This window comes from Okeania hirsuta (assembly GCF_003838195.1).
GTDB classification, from domain to species: Bacteria; Cyanobacteriota; Cyanobacteriia; order Cyanobacteriales; family Microcoleaceae; genus Okeania; species Okeania hirsuta.
On the sequence record NZ_RCBY01000544.1, the window covers coordinates 1 to 1754 of the forward strand.

2 protein-coding genes are annotated in these 1754 nt (G+C 40.7%); both read left to right on the forward strand.

Features of this window, described 5'->3' with window-relative positions; genetic code table 11:
* A partial coding sequence (locus D5R40_RS32670; protein WP_124155864.1) for a CHAT domain-containing protein occupies nucleotides 1–1175 on the forward strand: 1175 nt, incomplete at its 5' end.
* Nucleotides 1126–1754: hypothetical protein (locus D5R40_RS32675; protein WP_134239671.1), on the forward strand; the 629-nt coding region annotated here is incomplete at its 3' end. The genes D5R40_RS32670 and D5R40_RS32675, both read left to right, overlap by 50 nt.

Genomic DNA, 1754 nt, shown 5'->3' on the forward strand with positions numbered 1-1754 from the left:
CATCAATACCAATAGACAATACTTTGCCACAACAATCACCTCAGACACTAACAAATCCAAGCATTCCAGCAGCATCAAACCTAGTGCAACCAACAACAACTCCAGCTATTCCAACAAATAATATTTTACAATTTGACAACCCAATCTCAAATCCGACCACCACTAATATTATCCAGTCAATACAGAGTAACAGTACCATCAGCACAACCAATAATCCTAATCTGCCAAACAAAAAGAGCGATCGCCAACAAATTAATATCAACACCGACACTACAACAGCTTTACAAAACATCAATATTATTAACAATACTCCCCTAACTGTTGCTGCTAACTTTCAAACCTTGACTGCCTTAGAGAAAAATCGGAACAATTCATTCACTAACTACTTTGGAAAAGACCTATCAACTCAAAATATATCCATAAAAAACGGGGGAGCGCTGACAGACAACTTTGGAGAAGACCTATCAACTCAAAATACATCCATAAAAAATATCCGGGAAGTGCTGACAGACATCGCCCGTGAAACAGGCAAAAATTCAGCAATTATCTATGTCACAGCTTACCCAGAAGAACTGCAACTGGTATTATACACACCAGATAGCGACCCCATCCTCAAAACTGTTCCGGCAGCTAATCGCCAACAACTCATGGAAGTTGTCCTACAATTACGATTTCAAGTCACAACTCCCTCCCGTCGTAATACTCAAAGCTACTTGCCACCAGCACAACAATTGTACAATTGGCTCATTAGACCCATATCAGCAGAATTAGAAGCCGCTAATATCGATACCTTACTATTCAGTATGGATGAAGGTCTACGAACTTTACCTGTAGCAGTATTACACGATGGTCAACAATTCCTCGTCGAAAAATATAGCCTCAGTTTAATTCCCAGTATCAGTTTAATGGATACCAACTACCGCCCAATTCAAGATACCCGAGTATTAGCAATGGGAGCAAGTGAATTTATCGAACAAAACTCCTTACCAGCAGTGCCAGTAGAGTTAGAAACTATTTCCCAACAGTTGTGGCAAGGTAGTCAGTTCCTCAACCAAGACTTCACCCGTAATAACCTGCTAACCCAACGACAAAATTATCCCTATCCCATCATTCACCTAGCTACTCATGCAGAATTCCGACCAGGTGCTGCCAGTAATTCCCGACTTAAATATTAATCATATTGCTACTTATTCTACTGCTGATGATGGTACTGGGGGTCAGATAAAATTGAATGCTAGTGGTACTGTCAATATTAATAACGTAGCATCCTTTGGCAATGCAGGTAGTGGAGATGTAAGTATTGAAAGTAATAGCGGCAGTATTAATACAGGGACTATTCAGACCCGCGCCCCCAATGGCACCAGTGGTAATATTACTCTGAATACTTTTAGCACTCAAGGCGATATTAGAACTGCAAATGTTAGGACTGAAGGTGGAGAAGCGGCTGGAACAGTTGAAATTATTGCTCCTGATGGCTCGGTTACTACTGAAGATTTGCAATCTATTTCTGAGTCTGGAAATGCTGGAGGTATTGATGTTCAGGCAGGGGAGGATATTGAGACTGGAGACCAAACTGTTGATAGTGCTACTGGTGATAGTAATATTAATAACCAAGCAGGAGGGGATATTACTACTGGAGACCAAACAGCTACTACTGAAGAAGGTAATGCCAGTATCAATAACCAAGCAGGAGGGGATATTACTACCCAAGACCAAATAGCTACTACTGAAGAAGGTAATGCCAGTATCAATAA